This window comes from Pseudobdellovibrionaceae bacterium, from assembly GCA_019637875.1.
Taxonomy (GTDB): domain Bacteria; phylum Bdellovibrionota; class Bdellovibrionia; order Bdellovibrionales; family Bdellovibrionaceae; genus JAHBUW01.
In genome coordinates this window covers 1-16,266 of sequence record JAHBUW010000004.1, presented here as the reverse complement: position 1 = coordinate 16,266, position 16,266 = coordinate 1, and the positions used below count along the sequence as shown (strand labels likewise).

Sequence of the window (16,266 nt, the reverse complement as noted above, 5' to 3'; positions counted from 1 at the left end):
CATGTTGACTAAAAAAGTGGGCGCATTGATCGGCGCACTGCTGATGATCGCGGGCGTCGGCGCCGTTGCGGCCGATCCTTCGACCAGCGCGCTTTTCCAAGAATTTTTGCGTCGGGATAAGATGCGTCTGACCGCCGAACAAGGCCAGGCGATTCAATTCTTGAAAGACATCAAGTTCGCGACCGAAGACATTCTCGAACTCGAGATCTTGGACGCCGATGGACGTTTCGTCCTGCGCGACCGCAAGGACCAAATCTGCGTGGGCACCCCCGCGCTCGTCCTGCTTCGCTGCAAAAACAGCATGGGTCTGACGACCGTCACGTTCCAAGGTGACAGCGACTGAGCTCCGGCACATCTTCGGGGATGTCGAGGTCTTCCGTGACACCGACGTCCTCTACATCGATCGGCAAGACCGCGTTGAGACTCCGGCGCATCAAATAGCCTAGATCGTAGTCCCCTTCGAACTCGTTCAAAATCTCATCGAAAAAATGCCGCGAGACCAACGTCGGATGCCCACGTCGCCCCCGCCATCGCGGGAACAAGATCAGTGGTCCTCGTCGTTTGTAAAATTCTTGCGCCAGCCTTTGCACGACTTCGATGCGAAAGGACGGCCGGTCGCCGTGAACGATCACCACGCCGTCACAGGGCTTCGTCAGCGCCCGCAAGCCCGCCTTCAACGAAGTCGACATCCCCTCTTTATAACGAGCATTGTGCGTGAGGATGGCGTCGAAACTGATCAGCTCGGGCGTCACCAAGTCGGCCTCGTAGCCGGTGACGAAAACGCTTTCCTGAAAAGGAAATTTCGCAAGCTCCTTCGCCGTTCGTCGCACGAGCGTGCCGCCGTCCATCGGCAGCAGGAGTTTGTTCCGCGGACCCATTCTTTTACTCTCGCCAGCGGCAAGCATCAGGCTGGAAATCACGGGCACCTCCCCACCCCTCAATGAAGCAAAAGGCGTGCGGCGCAAGTTGGGGCTTTTCGGGGCATTTTGGCAATAAAAAAGGCCCGACCGAGTGTCGAGCCTTTCAGAAACTGCACCCTTTCCGTGTTGCAAAACCCTTTTCCGGAGAGCGGTAAAGTCCTCTCTTTTCGGTTGGATGGGACCTCCGCAGCGCCTGGATGGCGTATGACTCTGCGGTGAGGCCAGGAGGGCCGCGTCCCAGCCAAGCGAAAAGAGAGGACTTTGCCGCTCGCGCCGGGAACGACTTGCAACACGGAAAGGGTGCAGTTTCAGCCTTTCAAGATGGCGTGAAGTTTTATGATTCCCCGTTAGCGGATCGCGCCACGCGCATGGGTCTGGAATTTGGGTCCATAGTAGGCCCCCGAAAACTGCGCTTGGTAATTCGAGAAGCTCATATTGAACGACACCTGCGTCTGCATCTGCGCGTTCGCTTCGAAGAACATGCCCATGGCATCGTGACGACGGTTGCGGTCCATCAAACAAACCACGTAACAGCCGCCTTGCAGTTGCGTCAGATTCTGACCGTTCCGCAACTTCCAAGTCTGCACTTGGCCCAGACTATCGCCACGGCGCGAGTTCACGCGACCATAACGACGTGTGCCCGCCGCGCGCCAACGGTTTTCATATCCGCCCATACGTGAATAAGCCACGGGCATGGGCGCATTGCGACCCGCGCGCATGAACTGATTGCACTCATTGGTCGCGTTACGACCCGCGAAGCCCACGTTCCCCATGTAGTAGAGAACCGCGGTCCGGTTACCGAAATGGATCGAATCGTCGATGTCGACGTTCGTGTAGTTCCCGTCCGAATAGAAAGTCAGTCCCGGAGCCGGAAACGTCTGCGGCGTGACCGCGCTTCCCGCCGGTTCTTCGGACTTGTTCGAGGATTTATTGCAACCGCTCATCACCGCGGCCAGCGCGATCAATCCCGCGCCCATCAGACCTAATTTCATAAAAAAACCTCCACCCAAGAAGAGCTTTGTAACACAGCTCGGGCAGAGGTCGCGATGTCAGAAATCTGGACAGTAAAACAGAGAAAACCCGGTGCCCGTTTTGGGCCCCACCGGGTTTTCGTGCCAGCTTTAGGCGCCCAGCTCGCCGTTGTAGGCCGCTTTGTTGCTTTCAAACAGCTGATTCAGGCCCGTGATTTCGGCTTCGAGCTTCGCTTTCGCTTCGAAGTAGGGCTTCAGCAGCTCTTGCACTTCGGCCGACTTACCTTCGGTCTCTTCGATCTTCGCGAGGATCGCCTCGATCTCTTTCATCAGCGACGCGAGCGACTTCTTCTGCTTCGCCAGTTCGTTCGCGAGCGCCGTATTTTCGGCCTCGAGTTTCTGCAGCTCTTTTTTCACGCGTGACACTTCCGCCGCGGTTTGATCGACCGCCGCTTTCTTCGCGTCCCAACCCACCGAGGCTTTGTAATCATCGTAGGTCTTCTTGCGGGAAGCCACTTCCCCTTGCCACGAGTTGATGTTCGAGACGACCGACGGACGTTCCGAGCGCAAGGCATTGATCGTGTTTTGACGATTCGGAATTTCGTAATTCACGATGTTCCGCAAACGGCTGTCCAGGTTGTGGCGTTGGCTCTCGAGATTCGAGTAGCGGCGACGGGCGTCGCTTTCCTCGTTCCGCAGGCGGTTTTCGATATCACGGACTTCGTTTTCCGCGCGGCGCTCGGCCCAATCGACTTGTTGACGGGCGTTCTGCAATTGACCGCGCAGACGTTGCACGTCCTGGCGTTCACGCTGCACATCTTGCTGCGCCTGTTGCACCGCCGACTGTTCGCCCGCGCAGTTCGCGTTGGGTTGCGTGCGGCACTGGTCCAATTGACGACGCTTTTGATCCAGTTCGCGTTCGGCGCGATCCACTTGGCGCTCGGCCTGTTGCAGCTCCCGCTCGAAACGTTCGACGTCACGTTTGTTCATATCGTAGCCGGGTTGGCGGCGCAGACGCTCTTGCAGCTCGCGACGGGGGTCGAAGCGGCGCAGTTCGTTTTCCGCATCGTTCAGGTTGCGACGTGCGCGATCCAAATCGCTGTCCACCGAACTCAGCTGGCGGCGAACTTGATCCGCCTCGGAGTTCAGATTGGCGATCTCGCTTTGCGTGTTGCGGATGCCCGAGTCGATCTGACCCAAACGATTGTTCCACGAGTTCAGCGAGTTCTGGGCCTGTCCCAGCGATGACTGCAACCGGTCGTGCTCCGGCTTCAGCGGAGCCAGCACCTGCCAAGCGGCATCGTAAGCGGCATTGCGCTGCTGAAGCTCTTGGTCTTTCGCCGCGATCTCGCCTTGTTTCGAAGCGATCGCTTTATCCAGATCCGCGATCTTCTGGTCCAGGGTCGCTTTGCGCGCGTTCAGGTTCGCGAGCTCTTTTTGCGTCAGATTGTCGAGACTCCCTTTCAGGCGGTCGAGCTCACGCAGCTGCTTCATGTATTTGTTGGTCAGGGCTTGCAGCTCACCTTGTTTCGCGTCACGCGCGACGTAGGCCTGATGGCCCGACAGGTAGGCGTTCCGCAAACGTGCGACTTGATCCGGGCGCAGCGACAACGGATCCAAGGCCAGCAACTTCGCCAGGTCGAAGAAATTCTTTTCGAACTCGTTCGAGGTCAGCGCCTTCTTCGCGTTACAGCGCGCGATCAGATTGTCGAGCGTGACCGACGAGCCCCGCAACGAGAAGTCGACTTTGCGCGCGGGCACACCGGCGCTCACGAACTCCACCGGCAGGCTGAGCGAGCGTTTGATGTAAGACACCAGCGCCGTCGAACCGCGAGGGACCTGATACAGGCTCACGTTCCCCGACGCGTCCGCGAGGGGAGAGAAGTCATAATTGATGCCTTTGGATTTATCGTAAACGAAACGGGCGTATTGAGTCCCGTTGCCCGCGGGAACCTCCCGCACGAACACTTCCACCGGGAACTGGGCCGACTTGTCGATTTGCATCTCGAGCCGGTAGGTTTGGTTCTCGATCACCCGTTGGGTATGGGCCAAACACACCGCGCCAAGGTCCTCGAGGACCCAATCCTTGGTCGTAATGGGGTTGAAGGTGGCCTGAGCCATGGCGGTGGAAGCCAGGAAGCTCAAACCGAGCGTCGTCCATGTCGCTTGTTTCCGTAAAGACATCATGAGGAGTTCTCCCTTTTCTCTGGGGCAAATTGGCGTCAATTTGGCCTGGGTTGGCACGTTCAGTCCCCTTTCAGCAAAGCCCGGACCAAGTTTCAACCTCGGAAAACACGAAGTTTTGACACCACTTCATAACCCGTTTCGAGTCTTGCCGCCCGCAATGAAACGGCATAGAAATGAGGGCAGGAGGGAACATGAAGACGCTGATCCTGGCCCTACTGACGACGCTTGTCGCCCACGCCGCGCAGGCCCGCTCGCTCAAAGGCACCTACGAGGTCCCGACCGATAATCCCGAACTTCAAGGCTCGAACATCTACCCGGTTGAATTCGCGAACTCGGGCGACTTCATGCGCGACTCCCAAGTCCGTTTTGAACTCCCCGCCGCCCTCGTCGGCACGCCCATCGTTTATCAAATCTCGAGCGTACAGCGGGGCGAAAAAGACGTCTGGGCCGGCAACGGTATCGACAAGATGGAATGCGACATCGAAGGTCGCGAGTACGTCTGCCACGTCGTCTTCACCGCGAAGACCATCAACCTGAATGAGCCCGCCATCGAACAGGCCCTGAAGATCCAAGATCCCACGCTCTCCGAGGACGGAATGCTCAAGTTCATGTCCATTTCGCGGGAGTTCGCGGACGACCCCATCGGGATTTTACGTTACGAAGTCCGCGGCAAAGATCGCGAACAGAGCGGTACCGAACCGGCTCTCATTTACTAAGAAAAAAGCCCGCATCCCGCGGGCTTTTTTTTACTCCCCCGGATAGCGGGGGCCTTTTTGGATCAGATCTTCGACGTAACGTCGTTTGGTATCGAGCTTCGGCCCCAGGAAATGACCGCTCAGATCCAGCGAGTGGCCCCCCGTCTCGAGCTTGAGTCTCAGCCCGTCGTCGTGCGCGAGCTTCAGCGCGAAGTTTTCGGCGAAGTCCTCGGACGGATAACGGCTCGAGTAGGTCGACGGGAAGTTCGTGCCCAGCATCCCCAGGAACAGATCAATCGCCTCGGCCGCTTTCAGGAACTGGCCGTTGCAGAAATAAAAACAGATCTTCTCGCGGCCGGCGAAATCGTTTCCGGCGAGCGGCTCGCTGACGTTGCGCCAGCTGAGCGCGCCCCAAGTTCCCGGCAGCGGTTCGCAGGTCCCCACGCGCTCCCATTCGCCCGGCGCCTTCTCGCGGTAACGGCATTCGGTCGTGGCATTCAGTCCGTTCGCGAAGTCGAAGATGTGCCCGAACTCGTGGTTCAGCACGTAATCCAGAAAGAAGTCCGACGTCGGACGGTTCGAGACGTAGTTCAAGACGCCGATCCGTGGCGCGTTCGAGTCCGCGCTGCCGCCGAAACTCGTTTCTTCTTTCCATGAAAGCCAATCGTCAAAACCCAACTTCGATTCCAAAACCTCACGGCGAATGCCGATCCCGCCGCCGATCGTTTTTCCCGAAGAGTCGCGCACCAGGCCCGCGTAGGCCGTGCCCACGAACGACTTCTCGATCCAGATTTTCGAAAGGTGACAGTACATCTTTTGGATCACGGGCACGCTCCGGTCGAAGTGGCCTTCGAAAGCCCAGGCGTAGCTTTCACCGCCCGGCTCGCAGGCGCGCTGGTCGAAATCGTCGCCCTCTTCGTCAGCGTTCATCGGCTCGACCAGGCAGACGATCTTCGCGATGCGGGCCCGGCAGTCGGCCAGGTCCGTGGGCACCGGCCCCGACTGGAAAACCTTATCCGTGGTGCGGATGACGACGTCGCCTTGCCACTGGCTTGTGGCGAACCTCTGGTTCGACGTTTTGGCGACCCCTTGGTTCGACGTTGTGGCGACCCCTTGGTTCGACGTTGTGGCGAGCGGTTTCGCCTCGCTGTGCAGGGCGAGGAAGGCTAAAACTAAAATGGAGAGGCCGCTGATCCATAGCGAACGTCGACTCATGTGTCCCCCGGTGGTGGCGGAATTTGAATCGAAGCGGGCGCGCGAGTCCACCCTAAAATCCGGATGCAAACGAAATTAAGAATCCGGCCCGGTGCGTGCTTATAGGTAGTAGTGCAAGAGAAGATACGCCTCATCTCCCGAACGCTGCGAATTCTGCGCATCGACCCGACGGATCCAGTGCCCCGACAGCTCCCAATGGGGACGCGGGAAGAATTGGAACCCCGGTCCGAATCCGTCACGGTAGCCGAGCGGATTTCCGACGTCGCGATGGGACCTTTCCAGGAATAACTGCGCGAACACGCCGCGCGTGAATTCGTACGAGGTTTTACTCATGCCCACGAAGCCCCGCGTTTTCACCGCCGTGTTTTCGTTTTCGACGTAGTTGATTTCCGCGAGCGTCACGAACGAGTGCCCGAACGCGAGCTGCGCGTCGGCGCCGACAAGCAAGCGATCCTGCGCGGGGCCGTCCCCCCGGTAAACGCTGAGCCCCCACTTCTTCGTCTCGGCCAGCGTCTGTTCGACCCGCAAGGACAGTCCATCCTCTTGGAAAAGCTGTCCGTCGGGGTCCTTCGTTTTGGTGACGAAGATCGTGAATTTTTCGGTGACCCACGCCACTTCCAGCGCGTTGCGCTCGAAACCTTGATCGAAACCGAGCTCCTTGCGGGTGAGGTAGATGTGCTCGGGCACCAGCAGCCCGTGACTGGGCAGAAAACGTCCCGCCCGGATCGAAACGCCGTCGAGCGGCCGGTAAATCGCCGACCACTTCCGCGAGCGCGAAACGAATTCGTCACGCCCTTTCGGGAAGCGGCCGAACGCACCGGTCAGCGTGAGCGTTTTGTATTGTGCCGCGGCCTCGATTTCGGCTTGCATGAAAATCGAACGGCGCTCGCGGGCGTCGTTCGATTCTTTGTGCGACTGGACCCAGCGCACGTCGCCGCCGACGTTGAAGCCGATCTCGCGCGAGCCATCGAGCCAGCTGTTCAAGCCCTCGGCGTCGAGCGCGCCGTGGAAAAGCCGCTCTTCGCCCTCGTAGGCGTGTCGACTGAGAATCTCTTTGGACATGGAGCGGCCGTAAGGCGTCATCAGTCCGCCCCCGTTCGGCGACACGTGGCAGGTCATGCAACTCGTGTAGCCGTGACGGATCATCTCGGGGAAGGCCCAAGCCGGCGCCGCGAACCCCATCCCGAAAATGAAAAGCAGAACGAACGATAAAGCCTTCACGGATGCCCCCTTCGATTACTTCAAGTTCTTCAAGTTCACTTCGACATCGACCTTGTCCGCGACGGTGACGCCCGCGTAGCTGGGGATGCCGATCTGGTAGTCCGTGATCGCGAGTTGGAATTTCGCGCTGACGGAAGTCCCGTTCGCGCCCGAATCCACTTGCGCCGTTCCTTTGACCGGCTTCTTCACGCCGTGCATTTCAAGCTCACCGGTGAAAGGCATCTCTTTCGAAAGGGCCGTGACCGGAGTCCAATCCGCGGGAAGATCCAACTTCGCGATCGTGAGTTTCGCTTTCGGGTGTTTGCCGACCTCGAGGTATTTGTCTTTCATATGCTCGTCGCGCAGGGCGATTCCCGTTTCGAGCGTGCCGAGATCGAATTGGAATTCGGCGCCCCAGTTTTCGCCCTTTTTCTCGACCGCGCCGACCGGGCCTTTCGCTTCGCCCTTGATTTTCAGGAACGCGGGTTTACCGACGGCCAGGAACTGCACGTTTCCCTGCTCGGGCTTGATGTCGACTTTCGCGATCGCCGCGTGGGCGGCGCCCAAGTTGCCCATCAAGATCATCAACGCGGTCACATAGGCTTCCTTCTTCATATTTCCCCCTGCTTTTGGACGAACGAATCCCTTCCGGTCTTGGCCGGTGATTCGTCATCCGAGTTTGTTTGGTTCGCGTTACTCTAAAAGTCCGTCTTCAATCCAGCCGCGCAAGAGCTCGACTTCATCGTCGGTCAAACGCGGAATATTGCTCCGCACGGGCGGCATTTGCCCGCGGCCTTCCTTGAGCACGACCTGCACGATCACGCTGTTCGCGGGATTCGCACGGTCAAAGATATCGGTTAAAGCCACCATGCTGCGATAGTCGGTGAAATCGTAAAGCATCGCCGAGCCATCCAGGCTGTGGCAGTTCATACACTTCGGGACCAACACCTTCTCGCGCAGCTCCGCGTACGTGCGCGCGGGCCCTTGGCCGGGCGGCGTGGGTGTCGGCGCGACCGGCGGCGGCTCTGCTGGTTGGTCTCCCGGCGGGCCGGGCTTCTCGCCGCCGCCGGTGGGCGGGCAGGCCAGAACTTGCGCGGAGGTCTCGGGCGCGCCGGCTTCGAGCCACGCCACCATCAAACGTTTCTGATCCGCGACGAGGGGACCGTCATCGGGCATAAGGTCATTCGAAACTTCGAAATGAATCGAGTCCTTGATGCGGAAGACCTCGTTGTAAGACGTCACCGCATTCCGCGAGCCCGATTGGTGACAGCGCTGGCAACGGTTCTCGAAAATCGGTTTCACCGATTCGTAAGACAAAGCGACGTCGCAGAAGCGGAGCGCTTGCGGCCCCCCGTCCCCACCCCGAAAGCCCGTTTTAAGCGTGCTCTCTTGGCAGGCCGCAAGCCAAAGCATGGACAGGATCATGGTCCCCAGAACTCCCGCCTTCATGCTCACCCTAACCTCCTCAACCCGACATCGGCTGACAGGGCCAACATGCCAAAGCGCCCCCCCAGATGGAAATCAGGAATTCTGATCAATCTGATTTGATTTGATTCGATTCGAAAAACGCGCTAATCCCTGGACCGATGGCGCTGCGGACCCACTTCGAAAAAGGTGAATATCTAAAGGCACTTGAGGTGCCCCTCGCCCGGCAAAGGCCCGAGGATCTGCCGTGGCTTTTGGGGAGCGCGATCTTCGTCGGCGACTGGCCACGCGCCCAGGCCGCCAAGCAAAGAATTCCCGGTGTGCCGAGTCTGCTCGCCCCGACCCTCTACTTCGAGGCCCTGGGAGCGTTACGCCGTTCGGAGTACGGCCGCGCCCGCTCCTTGATGAAACGCAACCTCGCGCACCGCGAACGCCTGAAGGACTTCGCCGAGGAGTTCTTCATCGATCAAGGCCCCGCTCTCTATTTCTACTTCCGCGGAAATTTCGAAAAGTCCGCGCGCTTCGGGGAAAAAGCTTTCGTCACCGCCGAACGCCATGGGTTCACCTGGGGCGAGGTCGTATCGCGCGATCTGCTCGCGCACGTCTATTTTCATCTGGGCCGCGTCCGCACAAGCTTCGACTACTTCGAACGCGCCAGTCGCCAAGCCGAAAAACTCGGGAACGAAAGCCTCGTCTCGGCGATCGAGGTTTCCCATTTGAAATACGCCTGCCAGGTCGGACTTTGGGGCGGCGAATCCATTCGTCGACTCGAAGACTCCATCGCCGCGCTGAAAACTTCGGACACTTACTCACGCGCGGAGTTTCTGATGGAACTTTCGCGCCAGCGCGTCCTGCGGGGACAGCTCACCCGCGCGGAAGAGGCCCTGAAAGACGCGTTCCATTTGGTCCATCAGTTTCAGAACAAACGCCAGACGGCGCGGCTGAATTTTCGGCTCGCGTTTTTGCAGTACCTGCGCGGGCAAGATCTGGCCGCGCTCGGCATTTTACGTTCGGGCATGGTGCTGCTGGATCCGCAGGTCGATCATCTGGTCATGAACGAAATGCGCGGACTCGAGGCGCGTTTATTGAAACAACCCCCGCCGCTGATCGACGAGGCGGACGCGGTCTTCTGGCAAAAACGCTTGAACGCGCGCGCCGTCGGTCGCACGAACATGCTTCCTTTGGGTGAAGATCCACTGGGCGATCTGATGGATCTGATCGAGGTCGCTCCCGAAAAAGCGGCGCCCGTCATTCTGCGCGAAGAGTACTGGGGACTCTTGCCGCGACTTCTGGGTCTGGATCGCAGCGATAACGCGCTCATCGTCGGTTTCATTCCGAAAGGTCTCGCGCTGAGTGCCGCGGGCGAGATCACCGTCAAACGTCAGGGACTCACGAACCTCATGGCGCGTTTGATCCGAAGCCTGAGCGGCGGACTCAAATCGAAAGAAGAACTGGTCACGGAAGTCTGGGGCTATCAGTACGATCCGCTTCGCCACGATTCACTTTTGCACCGGGCCCTCGCGACGCTGCGAAAGCTCCTCGCCCCGCAGGAGGATTGGCTGCAATTCGACGGCGAGTCCTACCGCCTGCACTCCTCCGTCAAACTGCACGACCGCATGAATCTGGACGAGGCGATCACCGACGCGGTCGCGGGAACGATCACGGAGCCCACGCCGGAACCGACCGAGACCGTTGCCGCCGCCGCGAAAAATTTCGACTACGACACCAAGCTCAATCACCGTCAGAATTTGTTTCTGAAAAACTGGCCCGCCGACGTGCCCATCGACGTCCAGACCTATGCGGAAAGTTTCCAGGTTTCCGTCCCCTCGGCGACCCGCGACCTAACGGGCCTGCATCAAGCCGGACGCGTGCACCGCGTGGGCCGCGCGCGATCGACGCGCTACCTGCGCCGGTAGCGGGTTTGCGCGCGAATCTGGTCATAGGTCCGTACCCCGCGCGCGGCGTTCGCGCGACACTGGGATTCCATGGACTACCGCTTGGTGGCTTTTTTCTTTCTGCTCTTCGGAGCTTTAGGCGCGCTCTTCCAAATGCGCGAGACCGAACCGGCGCCACCGCCGGAACGCGCCGGTCGCGGCATCGCGGTGGTCGCCGGTCGGGCCGCCACTCCCCTCACGCCACCGAAAAAAATATCCGCGTCCGAGACGCCGAACGCGCCCGGTTCGCAGGTTCCGCTCATCGTGACGAGCGATCCCTGCCTTTGGATGAAAACGCCCACGCCCGGCGGAACCCAAGCGCAAGCGGCGAACTATCTGAAGGACGTGGCCTCGGGACTCAGCGCCGCCGATCAGGATCTGCTGGATTGGATGTTCGAGATTCCGAACGCGAAACCCCGTGAAGAGCCGTCCACCGCGCGCCGTTTTCTGGAGGGCCTGAGCGAAGCGGGAATTTTCTTGGGACGGGGTAATACCGCCCGCGTGAATATCCCGAAGGCGATCCAAATTCTGGAAGAAGCGCAAAGCGGCGATCCCGGAAACGGTGCCTTCGATCTGTTTCTGGCGTCCTTGTACCAGCGACAAGGCCGCGGCCCCGAGGCGCTCGAAGCCGCGCGCCGTGGGCTGGCGAAGGATCGTTTCGACGTCTACATGACCGACATTTCAAAAAAACTGCTGGCGGCCCCCGGCGACTCGGTGGGATTTCTGAAGGCCGTGCAGCTGTTTTCGGTGATGCCGGTCCCTGACATGAACCCCGTGCGCGAGGCGCTGTTGTCGCTGACCCGCAGTCCCGACTACGCACCCGACGTCTTCCGTTTCGCGGAACGTATCGTCGATCAGGCGACGGGATCGCGCGCGCCCTACAATCATCTGGATTGGTGGTTGTCGTCCTACGTGATGGCCAGCCACGTGCTGGCCCGCCGGGGGCAGGACATCCCCCGCGCCTTCGAACTCAATCAAGAGTTCAACCGCTTTCCGGACGTTTCCGTGCTGACCGACCCCGATGGACGTTGCAACGCGAACGAAATCAACGTCGCCATCGAAAGATTCCAGGCCGAAATCGGCGCTACTCGGCGATCGGCCGTTCGATCAGAAAATCCTTCTCGAACCCCAAACTGAGCGGTCCTTTCGGGCCATCGAGTTTGTAGTTCCGAATTTTCATTTCCCATTTTTGATTGTCGACGCGACTGTCGATCAAAACGTAATTGAACGCTTCCGCCGTGGCCGCGATCTGCCGCGGATTCGGAAAGTCATTCCAGTTCGAAGGATACACTTTCGCGTGAATCGGGGAACTGACGACCTCGATGGTTTCGTAGCCCAGTAGTGACTTTTCGATTTTCGAAATCTCCGAAGCGTGACGATCACCGCTGATGAAGGCGACGCGCGCGTCACGCTCCTTCAAACGCGCCATGAATTTTTTGAAATCGTTGGGCTGGTTGGACTCGAAAGATTCGAAAGGCGAATACGCCCCGAACCACTGATCCCCGGTGATCAACCAAGCCACGTCGGACCCGCCTTGTTCCAGAAGCCGCGTCAGCCACTGATCTTGTTGCTGGCCGAAATGCGTTTCGGGTTCACGCGTGGCCAAACGGTCGCGACCGCGATCCTTATGCGGTCTTTTCTCGCACTGTTTTTTGTCTTTTTTGGTCGCGCAGATCTGCGGGTCCTTGTTCGGCGAGCGGAAGCTGCGACCGTCCAGAAAATAGAAACGCTGCTCGCCGAAGCCGAACGCCGAGGCCGCCCCCGGGCCGCCGTAGAAAAGTTCACGCTCGACGTCTTGGGGGAAGAACGACTTGAAGATCTGCAGCGAAGACCGCTGCTGCGAATATCGGCGATCGCCATCGTTCTGACCGTAGTCGTGATCGTCCCACAGGGCCACGACCGGGATCAGGTTCTTCGCGCGGAAGAGCAGAAGGTTCGAGCGCGTCTGCACGTAACGGCGCCACAAAAGATCCGGCGTGGCGTCGCCTTGATATTTGCCGCCCTCGACGTCGGCGTAAACGTTGTCGCCGATCGCGAAGATGAAATCGGGTTTCTGCGCAAGGACGTGGGACCACATGACCTTTTGTTCCGCGGGATAGTGATCGTCGCTACAACTCACGACCGCGAAGCGGACGTCCTTGCGACCGTTGCGTAAACCGAAGTTCCGCTCGTCGACGACTTTGCCGTCCTTTTCGATCTGCAGCTTCAGTCCCGTTTCACCTTTCAAACCTTGCACGTTGATTTCGTCGACGACTTGATCCGAAGCCGCGAACTCATGCGTTCCTTGGCGCACACTTCCCGTCGCGATGCCATCGCCGGCGATCACCCGGTAGGTCAGCGGCTCCGCCTTGGGCCGCATGACCGTGAAGCGGGTCCACGTCGGCCCGGTCACGCCCTGCATGACGGGGTAATAACCCGTCGCCTCGATCACCGAAGAAACACCGCCCCTCTCAAGCGCAACGCCCCCTTTCGGGGGCGTAGTGCAAGAGACAAGCAGTGCGAGAAGAGAACCGGTCAGTAGAAACGGGACTGCAGAACGGAGCTTCATGCGCACGCGCCTTTCAAACTAACGCTCGATATAGAACTCAACACGACGGTTTTGCGCGCGACCTTGGTAGTTGCCGTTGTCGGCCACGGGACGGGTTTCACCGAAACCTTCAACCTGGATCTTGCTCGCATCCAAACCGAAGACTTCGACGAACGCACGTTTCACGGTCAGGGCGCGACGGCGGCTCAGGCCCAAGTTGTAATCGTCATTGCCGACCGAGTCGGTGTGACCGCTGATCACGATGCGTTTATACATCGGCGGCTTTTTCAGGTAGTTCGTGAACTTTTCCAGATACTGGCGGAACTCGAGCGGGATCTTCGACGAATCCGTCGCGAAGTTGATGTTCAGGACGACGAAGAGCTCCTTGTTCTCGGGACTGCGCGCATCCAGGAAGGCGCCATCGGCCGACTTGACGGTCGCGACGTCGGTCATCGTCGTCGCCGACGAGGGACCGCTCAACACGTCTTCGTCACTACGACGGTTGTCGACGGGAACGGGCACGGACATCCGCTCTTCATTCGCTCCTTGTCCCCACACCGGGCCGACCGCCCAGTTCAGCCCCGCGTAGATCCGCCAGTCGGGAGTGAACGATCCGTGCAGAAGCTCGGTACCCACCCCGCCGTGCAGCGCCAGGCTCGAAGTCCAGTCATGTTTGAAACCGACCAGCCACTCGGCGGTCGTCAGATCGCGATCCGATTGCGTCGCGGTCTTCTTCACCGGCTGCGAACCGAAAATTTCGGTGATCAGCTTGGTGTCGATGCTTTCGAACAGATAACTGCCGGCGACCGAGGCGATGTACTGATCGTCAACCGGCGCGATCGGCACTTGGGGGATGGGATCGCCGGGTTGGCGAATGCGGTAACCCAGGTTCAAACCGAGGGCGACCTTTTTGTAGGTCGTGTCCGCCGCGAATTCCAAGTTCAGGGTCGGATTGCTGCCCGAACCGCCGAAGGGATTGTTCTCGACCTGCGGAAGTTCCAGGGTCGCGATCAGGGCCGTTCCGCCCTCTTTGTCGCCGCTCGTTTGGAATTTCGTATTGATGCGGATGTCGGTCAGACCCGTCTTTTCAAACACGCCTTTGAAGACGTTGTCTTCGACTTGTTGGCTGAGGACGGCGGGAAAGCTGATCCCGATATCCCAACGGGGCAAAAGACCGATCCCGACGTTGATGTCCGACGACAGAAGTTTATCACGCGCTTGGGTCCGCGATTGATTGGTGGTGTCCGTATAGTTCGGCAGCGTATTGATCGCGTAGTTGAAGAAAAGCCCGAAGTTCACGACCCCCGGGGACAAAGTCTCGGAACTTTGCACGGTCACGAAGTCCAAACCGCTTGTCGTGGGGTTGAAGTTCTGGGTATCGACGCCGACGACATTCGCGTGGGCCGTGGACACCAAAGACAAGAGAAGCGCGTTCACGAGATATTTCATCAGACATCCTTGGCTGAAAGCTCGAGTTGTAAACCCCTTCGATGATAGGGGAATTTCCATCAAGTCACCAAGAGTTGTGGCGAGTTGCGCGGCGAATCAAGAAGGATCCGTTGGCGTGACGGCATCCGACCACTTCAGGAGTTGGTCACGATTCGCTTCGATGAAGGTCTTCGAATAGTGATTCACATGCTGACCGGTGAAGTCTTCGCGGAAGATCTTGGCCAGCACCTCGGCCGGTTCGGGACGACCGTTGTCGTCGACGAGGTTCCGCACATAGGTGCGGATCGTGAACAAAAAAGCGCCCAGATCCGGGAAGCCCGTCACCGTCTGACGTTCGAAACGTACGAACAAACTGGGCTCGGCGGCGCTGAAGGTTCGATTGCGCACGCACGCGGAAAAATCCGGATGCTCATTCAATCGAATTTCCGTGCGGAAGCCCACCGCCCCGACACGCTCGAAGCTGTCGGCCTGCCGGATGATCCCCTGGATCATCTGCACGGGGCGACGGATGATCGTGTCGATTCCCGGAATCGGTTTGTGGATGTAGTCGAAGTTTTGGCCGATGGCCTTTTCGGCCGCCCAGTCGTTAGGAACGCACAAATGAATGAGTCGCGACTCGGTCTCGCCGTCGGGATTCTGCCGCATGAACACGAGGTCTTCCGCGACATTCATGGCGATCGCGTCGAAAGCATCGGTGTAGGTGAACGGCGAGCGCGTCCGCGCGGGCTCCAAAGCCCAGTCCGCGGTGAACGCGAGGGTTTCGCCCGTCGGCCCCACCTGAAGGCTGCGCGTCGCCTCGTCCCAGCGGTAGTCCACGGGGTTCTCACTGGCAAGACGACCGATCATCCACTCGATCAGCCGGGCGGGAGGATCTTCGCGACGTTGATAGTATTTGGACTGCCGCTCCAGGCGGCCTTCGATTTTGGCCGCGCGGTAGTGCGGAAAGCTTTCGTCGATTTGGAAGATGCGCTCACGCTTCGAGGTCGCCGGCGACGGCAGCTTCTTCAGCCCGATCGCCATTTTCGGCAGCCCCTCTTTCAGAGGGAAATAGTCGAGGTGGTCCGTGGACCAACGTTTCACGTACGGCCCGAAGCGCATGAACTTACTCGTCGAAGAGGGGACGATCGGTTTCGCATTCGGTATAGCGGCGCGCACCGTCTTCGGTGAACGAGCTGTGGCAGTACCACATCTCTTGGCGCAGACAGCTGGCGAGGACGCGCGACTCGATCCGTAGAAGCTTCGGCACTCCGGTCCGCGCGGGCACGTCTTTGTATTCCGTCTTCAGGACGTCCCAGCTGTCGCAGTCTTCGTTCAGGCGCGTGAAGAATTCTTCTAAGCCTTTTTCGTGCTCGGTCGAAAGAGTCGTCTCAAGATGATCGAGCCCTCCGGGCAAGCCGTCGATGGCCGCGACCGCGGGCGCGACGAAAGTCAGGGAGGCAATCAGGGCGAAGAACGTCAGAACGATGGATTTCGATTTCATGGCCTGTCTCTAGACGATGACGGGCTCCGAATCAACGCGGGACAAAGCGGCATTTTCGACGCAATCCGGCCTCGCCCTTGGTCGGGCCCATCCTTAACTCTTTCTCAAGAATTCCGATAGGTTCTCTATGATTTACGGAGTTCCCGCTTGAACCGAACCTCTTCTTTCGACCCGCATTTCATGCGTAGCATTTGTGCGTCGACGCAGAAAACCTTCTCGACTCAGATCGGTCTCAACCTGACCACGGGAGAACCGCGTCTTTG

15 protein-coding genes are annotated in these 16,266 nt (G+C 59.1%); 4 read left to right on the top strand and 11 right to left on the bottom strand.

The genetic code is table 11. From position 1 onward, the window contains the following. Position 1: 1 nt before the first annotated feature. On the top strand, positions 2-343 hold the full coding sequence (locus KF767_06570; protein ID MBX3017531.1) for a hypothetical protein: 342 nt from the start codon (positions 2-4) through the stop codon (positions 341-343). Here KF767_06570 and KF767_06565 read toward each other — a convergent pair. The 3 genes from KF767_06565 to KF767_06555 all read right to left on the bottom strand — a co-directional run bounded on the left by KF767_06565 (position 318) and on the right by KF767_06555 (position 4,078). After that, positions 318-878, bottom strand: a complete 561-nt coding sequence (locus KF767_06565; GenBank protein ID MBX3017530.1) for a nucleotidyltransferase family protein — start codon at positions 876-878, stop codon at positions 318-320. The genes KF767_06570 and KF767_06565 overlap by 26 nt on opposite strands. A 389-nt stretch (positions 879-1,267) precedes the next feature. Further along, entirely contained in the window at positions 1,268-1,912 is a 645-nt protein-coding gene (locus KF767_06560) for a hypothetical protein (GenBank protein MBX3017529.1), read from the bottom strand. Positions 1,913-2,041: 129 nt separating this feature from the next. After that, entirely contained in the window at positions 2,042-4,078 is a 2,037-nt protein-coding gene (locus tag KF767_06555) for a hypothetical protein (protein ID MBX3017528.1), read from the bottom strand. Between the two features lie 191 nt (positions 4,079-4,269). Here KF767_06555 and KF767_06550 point away from each other — a divergent pair, with 191 nt between their 5' ends. Continuing rightward, entirely contained in the window at positions 4,270-4,794 is a 525-nt protein-coding gene (locus KF767_06550) for a hypothetical protein (GenBank protein MBX3017527.1), read from the top strand. A gap of 30 nt (positions 4,795-4,824) precedes the next feature. On the opposite strand, the gene KF767_06545 is transcribed toward KF767_06550, so the two are convergent. The 4 genes from KF767_06545 to KF767_06530 all read right to left on the bottom strand — a co-directional run bounded on the left by KF767_06545 (position 4,825) and on the right by KF767_06530 (position 8,643). Next, positions 4,825-5,988 (bottom strand): hypothetical protein, encoded by a 1,164-nt coding sequence (locus KF767_06545; protein MBX3017526.1) that lies wholly within the window; start codon positions 5,986-5,988, stop codon positions 4,825-4,827. Positions 5,989-6,087: 99 nt separating this feature from the next. Then, entirely contained in the window at positions 6,088-7,209 is a 1,122-nt protein-coding gene (locus tag KF767_06540) for a hypothetical protein (GenBank protein MBX3017525.1), read from the bottom strand. Positions 7,210-7,224: 15 nt separating this feature from the next. Next, positions 7,225-7,803 carry a YceI family protein gene (locus KF767_06535; GenBank protein ID MBX3017524.1) on the bottom strand — a complete coding sequence of 193 codons (579 nt, stop codon included), beginning with the start codon at positions 7,801-7,803 and terminating at the stop codon, positions 7,225-7,227. A 78-nt stretch (positions 7,804-7,881) separates the two neighbouring features. After that, positions 7,882-8,643 (bottom strand): hypothetical protein, encoded by a 762-nt coding sequence (locus KF767_06530; GenBank protein ID MBX3017523.1) that lies wholly within the window; start codon positions 8,641-8,643, stop codon positions 7,882-7,884. Positions 8,644-8,774: 131 nt separating this feature from the next. Between KF767_06530 and KF767_06525 the strand changes: the two genes are divergently transcribed. Both KF767_06525 and KF767_06520 read left to right on the top strand, forming a co-directional pair. Further along, the gene (locus KF767_06525; protein MBX3017522.1) at positions 8,775-10,529 is read left to right on the top strand and encodes a hypothetical protein; all 1,755 of its coding nucleotides are present in this window, start codon (positions 8,775-8,777) and stop codon (positions 10,527-10,529) included. A gap of 69 nt (positions 10,530-10,598) precedes the next feature. Next, complete coding sequence (locus KF767_06520) at positions 10,599-11,684, top strand: tetratricopeptide repeat protein (protein ID MBX3017521.1); 1,086 nt, start codon at positions 10,599-10,601, stop codon at positions 11,682-11,684. On the opposite strand, the gene KF767_06515 is transcribed toward KF767_06520, so the two are convergent. From KF767_06515 to KF767_06500, 4 genes are all read right to left on the bottom strand, one after another. After that, positions 11,632-12,978: an alkaline phosphatase family protein gene (locus tag KF767_06515; GenBank protein ID MBX3017520.1), complete on the bottom strand. Its 1,347-nt coding sequence runs from the start codon at positions 12,976-12,978 to the stop codon at positions 11,632-11,634. The genes KF767_06520 and KF767_06515 overlap by 53 nt on opposite strands. A 135-nt stretch (positions 12,979-13,113) precedes the next feature. Then, positions 13,114-14,523 carry an OmpA family protein gene (locus KF767_06510; GenBank protein MBX3017519.1) on the bottom strand — a complete coding sequence of 470 codons (1,410 nt, stop codon included), beginning with the start codon at positions 14,521-14,523 and terminating at the stop codon, positions 13,114-13,116. A gap of 96 nt (positions 14,524-14,619) precedes the next feature. Then, the gene (locus KF767_06505) at positions 14,620-15,621 is read right to left on the bottom strand and encodes a DUF3445 domain-containing protein (protein MBX3017518.1); all 1,002 of its coding nucleotides are present in this window, start codon (positions 15,619-15,621) and stop codon (positions 14,620-14,622) included. Positions 15,622-15,625: 4 nt separating this feature from the next. After that, complete coding sequence (locus KF767_06500; GenBank protein ID MBX3017517.1) at positions 15,626-16,003, bottom strand: hypothetical protein; 378 nt, start codon at positions 16,001-16,003, stop codon at positions 15,626-15,628. Between the last annotated feature and the right edge of the window lie 263 nt (positions 16,004-16,266).